Origin of the sequence: Pseudomonas sp. PS01299 (genome assembly GCF_029960145.1) — a bacterium.
Lineage (GTDB): Bacteria > Pseudomonadota > Gammaproteobacteria > Pseudomonadales > Pseudomonadaceae > Aquipseudomonas > Aquipseudomonas putida_A.
Genome location: NZ_JASCPO010000327.1, coordinates 1 through 4,951, shown reverse-complemented (window position 1 = coordinate 4,951; position 4,951 = coordinate 1). Strand labels below are relative to the sequence as shown.

Here is a 4,951-nt window from a genome sequence, read left to right as displayed (position 1 = left end):
GCCCGCTCCCACAGTGGATGTGTGTCGTCCGCAGATTGTATAACCAACACCGTCACCCTCCTGTGGGAGCGGGCTTGCTCGCGAAGGGGCCCTTCGATTCACCGCTGAACTCAAAAGTCGCACCACCGGTGCGACATTCATCTGCTTATTCCCAGAAACCATAAGCACCGCACTTTGCGTGATATGGCCTGCGAACGTTTGCCGGTATGATAGGCGCCCCCGCACGTCTGGATTGCGAATACGCCATGACCCTGCAGTACCCAACCATCGCCGATTGCGTCGGCAACACTCCGCTGGTGCGTTTGCAGCGCCTGCCCGGTGCCACCAGCAACACCCTGTTGCTCAAGCTCGAAGGGAACAACCCGGCGGGTTCGGTCAAGGACCGTCCGGCGCTGTCGATGATCACCCGTGCCGAACTGCGCGGGCAGATCCACGCCGGCGACACGCTGATCGAAGCGACCTCGGGCAACACCGGGATTGCGCTGGCCATGGCCGCCGCGATCAAGGGTTACAAGATGATCCTGATCATGCCGGACAACTCCAGCGCCGAGCGCAAGGCGGCGATGACCGCTTACGGTGCCGAGCTGATTCTGGTCAGTCAGGAAGAGGGCATGGAAGGCGCTCGCGATCTCGCCCAGCGGATGGAAGCCGAAGGCCGTGGCAAAGTGCTTGATCAGTTCGCCAACGGCGATAATCCGGAGGCGCACTACACCACCACCGGCCCGGAAATCTGGCGTCAGACCCAGGGCTCCATCACCCATTTCGTCAGTTCGATGGGCACCACCGGCACCATCATGGGTGTCTCGCGCTACTTGAAAGAGCAGAGCGACAGCGTGCAGATCATCGGGCTGCAACCGATGGAAGGCTCGGCCATTCCCGGCATCCGTCGCTGGCCGCAGGAATACCTGCCGAAGATCTATCAGGCTGATCGCGTTGACCGCATCGTCGACATGGCGCAAAGCGAGGCCGAAGACGTCACCCGGCGTCTGGCCCGCGAAGAAGGCATCTTCTGTGGCGTGTCCTCGGGTGGTGCGGTGGCAGCGATGCTGCGCCTGTCCAAAGAAGTTGAAAACGCGGTGATCGTCGCGATCATCTGCGACCGTGGCGACCGTTATCTGTCGACCGGCATTTTCGACGCGCCCAACTGATGGCCAAGCACGAGAGAGGCCTGCGCTTCCAGCCCACCGGCGGCAGCAAGGCCGCGCAAATTCCGACCGGCAAAAAACAGCGCTTGAACATCGAGCGCCTGGCCAATGACGGTCGCGGCATCGCGTTTTTCGAAGGCAAAACCTGGTTCGTCCTCGGCGCCCTTGCCGGTGAAGAGGTCGAGGCGCGGGTACTTGGCGCCCACGGCAAAGTGGTCGAGGCGCGCACCGAGCGCGTGTTCAAGGCCAGCGAGTTGCGTCGCCCGGCAGCCTGTCAGCATGCCGGCCGCTGCGGCGGGTGCAGCGTGCAACACTTGCCCCACGCCGAGCAGCTTGCCCTGAAACAGCGCATGCTCGCCGAGCAGCTGTCGAAGGTCGCCGGGGTCGCGCCTGACGAATGGGCTGCGCCGTTGACTGGCCCGGAATTCGGCTATCGCCGCCGCGCGCGGATCGCCGTGCGCTGGGACATGAAAGCCAAGCAGCTTGAAGTCGGTTTCCGCGCTGCCGGCAGTCAGGACATCGTCGCCATCAACGAATGCCCGGTGCTGGTACAGCCCTTGCAACCGATCATGACCCGTTTGCCGGAGATGCTCCGTCGTTTGAGCAAACCGCAGGCGCTGGGGCATGTCGAGTTGTTCAGTGGTTCATCGCTGGCGGTGTTGTTGCGACACATGGCGCCGCTGTCCGAAGCCGACCTGACGATCCTCAAGGATTTCTGCCAGTTCCATGCAGCGCAACTGTGGTTGCATGGCGAAGGCCAGCCGCAACCGGTGGATGCCACGCAGGCGCTGGGCTATCGCCTGGAGCAGTGGGATCTGGATCTGGCCTGGCGGCCAGGGGATTTCATCCAGGTCAACGCCGGGGTCAACGAGGCGATGGTCGCGCAGGCGCTGGACTGGCTGAAGCCGACCGGTGACGAGCGCGTGCTCGACCTGTTCTGCGGTCTGGGTAACTTCGCCTTGCCGCTGGCCAAAAGCGTGCGTGAAGTGGTGGCGGTGGAGGGCGTGCAGACCATGGTCGACCGTGCCGCTGCCAATGCTGCTAGCAACAATTTGCATAACACAAAGTTTTTTCAAGCCGATTTATCCCAGCCTTTGACCGATGCTCAGTGGATCGGAAACGGCTTTTCTGCGGTACTCTTGGACCCACCGCGTGACGGTGCTTTCGAGGTGGTGCGCAAGCTCGCGACCCTGGGTGCCAAACGGTTGGTGTATGTATCGTGCAACCCTGCAACTCTGGCGCGCGATACGGTCGAATTGATCAGGCAGGGCTACCGGTTAAAACGTGCCGGGATTCTCGATATGTTTCCTCAGACGGCACATGTCGAGGCCATGGCGTTATTTGAAGCGAGCCAGGATGGCTCGTCTGAATCCGTCTGACCTGTCCGGGCGGCGCTCGCTTTAGCCCCGCGAGCGCATACGGGCGTTGAGGGTCAGCGATTTGACGCATTGAATCTGCGTCGTAGGGAAGGTAAAGCAGCATGGTACAGGTGAGAGCACACCAGCCGATCAACACTGACGGCAGTATCAATCTCGAGGCTTGGCTCGATCACGCGGTCAGTGTCGACATGGCACTGGATCGCGAAGCCTTGAAAGAAGCCTGCGAGTTCGCTCGCGAGGCCGAACAGCAGTCCAATGCCAAGAAGAATCTGTGGGCCGAAGGCTCCGGCAGTTTCAGCACGGGACTGGAGATCGCCGAGATCCTCGCCGACCTCAAACTCGATCAGGATTCGCTGGTCGCGGCGGTGCTGTATCGCGGCGTCCGCGAAGGTCAGATCGAACTCGCGGCGGTCAGCCAGCGCTTCGGTCCCGTCGTGGCCAAACTGATCGACGGCGTGCAGCGCATGGCGGCAATCAGTGCCAGCCTCAGCCCGCGCCAGTCGATGGTGATGGGCACTCAGGGCCAGGTGGAAAACCTGCGCAAGATGCTGGTGGCGATGGTCGACGACGTTCGTGTCGCGCTGATCAAACTGGCCGAACGTACCTGCGCCATTCGCGCGGTGAAAACCGCTGACGACGAGAAGCGCAACCGCGTCGCCCGGGAAGTCTTCGACATCTATGCGCCGCTCGCGCACCGGCTCGGCATCGGTCATATCAAGTGGGAGCTGGAGGACTTGTCCTTCCGTTACCTGGAACCCGATCAATACAAACAGATCGCCAAGCTGCTCCATGAGCGGCGGCTGGACCGTGAGCGGTTCATCAGCGATGTGATGACCCAGCTCAAGGACGAATTGCAGGCCACCGGCGTCGACGCCGACATCAGCGGCCGGGCCAAACACATCTATTCGATCTGGCGCAAAATGCAGCGCAAGGGGCTGGAGTTCAGCCAGATCTACGACGTGCGCGCCGTGCGCGTGCTGGTGCCGGAAATGCGCGACTGCTACACCGCGCTCGGCATCGTCCACACCCTGTGGCGGCACATCCCGAAAGAATTCGACGACTATATCGCCAACCCGAAAGAGAACGGCTACCGCTCGTTGCACACCGCGGTAATCGGTCCGGAAGGCAAGGTGCTGGAAGTACAGATCCGTACGCACTCGATGCACGAAGAGGCCGAGCTCGGCGTCTGCGCGCACTGGCGCTACAAAGGCACCGACGTCAAGTCCGGCTCGAACCACTACGAAGAGAAAATCTCCTGGCTGCGTCAGGTGCTGGAGTGGCACGAGGAGCTGGGCGATATCGGTGGTCTGGCCGAACAGCTGCGGGTCGATATCGAACCGGACCGGGTGTACATCTTCACCCCCGACGGTCACGCCATCGACTTGCCGAAAGGTGCGACGCCGCTGGACTTTGCCTACCGCGTGCACACCGAAATCGGTCACAACTGCCGTGGCGCGAAGATCAACGGCCGTATTGTGCCGCTCAACTACAGCCTGCAGACCGGTGAGCAGGTCGAGATCATCACCAGCAAGCACGGTACGCCGAGCCGCGACTGGCTGAACCCGAACCTGGGCTACGTCACCACCTCGCGGGCGCGGGCGAAGATCGTTCACTGGTTCAAGTTGCAGGCCCGTGACCAGAACGTTGCGGCCGGTAAAACCCTGATCGAGCGCGAACTCAATCGCCTCGGTCTGCCGGCGGTGGATTTCGACAAGCTGGCCGAAAAGGCCAACATGAAAACCGCCGAAGACATGTTCGCCGCCCTCGGTGCCGGCGACTTGCGTCTGGCGCAACTGGTCAACCTGGCGCAGCAACTGGTCGAGCCGGAACGCGGCAACGAACAGCTCGAACTGATCCCGCGCAAGGCCACCGGCTACAAACCGGGCAAGCGTGGCGACATCCAGATCCAGGGCGTCGGCAACCTGATGACGCAGATGGCTGGCTGCTGCCAGCCGCTGCCGGGCGACGCGATCGTCGGCTACATCACTCAGGGCCGCGGCGTGAGCATTCACCGTCAGGACTGCGCCTCGGTGCTGCAACTGGCCGGGCGCGAGCCGGAGCGGATCATCCAGGTTAGCTGGGGCCCGGTGCCGGTGCTCACCTATCCGGTGGACATCGTCATCCGCGCCTACGACCGTTCCGGTCTGCTGCGTGACGTCTCGCAGGTGCTGCTCAACGAGCGGATCAACGTGCTGGCGGTCAACACCCGCTCGAACAAGGAAGACAACACCGCGCTGATGTCGCTGACCATCGAGATTCCCGGGCTGGATGCGCTGGGGCGCTTGCTGGGGCGGATTTCGCAGTTGCCGAACATCATCGAGACGCGGCGTAACCGTACTCCGTGAAGATGGCTTCGTTCGAATGTGGGAGCGGGCTTGCTCGCGAAGAGGGCGTGTCAGTCGATATTTACGCTGAATGACACACCGC

At 62.3% G+C, this 4,951-nt stretch carries 3 protein-coding genes; all 3 read left to right on the top strand.

The window, feature by feature from the left end; all coding sequences use genetic code 11:
* Positions 1-245 precede the first annotated feature (245 nt).
* Complete coding sequence (cysM, locus tag QMX91_RS28940; protein ID WP_045122014.1) at positions 246-1,148, top strand: cysteine synthase CysM; 903 nt, start codon at positions 246-248, stop codon at positions 1,146-1,148.
* Positions 1,148-2,524: a 23S rRNA (uracil(1939)-C(5))-methyltransferase RlmD gene (rlmD, locus tag QMX91_RS28935; RefSeq protein ID WP_225135970.1), complete on the top strand. Its 1,377-nt coding sequence runs from the start codon at positions 1,148-1,150 to the stop codon at positions 2,522-2,524. Before cysM ends, rlmD begins: the two co-directional genes overlap by 1 nt.
* 101 nt (positions 2,525-2,625) lie before the next feature.
* Positions 2,626-4,869: a GTP diphosphokinase gene (relA, locus tag QMX91_RS28930; protein ID WP_027612305.1), complete on the top strand. Its 2,244-nt coding sequence runs from the start codon at positions 2,626-2,628 to the stop codon at positions 4,867-4,869.
* Positions 4,870-4,951: the final 82 nt, after the last annotated feature.

Bases quoted from the DNA above. Each gene is read 5' to 3' on its own strand.
- cysM (WP_045122014.1), top strand. From the start codon at position 246: ATGACCCTGCAGTACCCAACCATCGCCGATTGCGTCGGCAACACTCCG.
- relA (WP_027612305.1), top strand. From the start codon at position 2,626: ATGGTACAGGTGAGAGCACACCAGCCGATCAACACTGACGGCAGTATC.
- rlmD (WP_225135970.1), top strand. From the start codon at position 1,148: ATGGCCAAGCACGAGAGAGGCCTGCGCTTCCAGCCCACCGGCGGCAGC.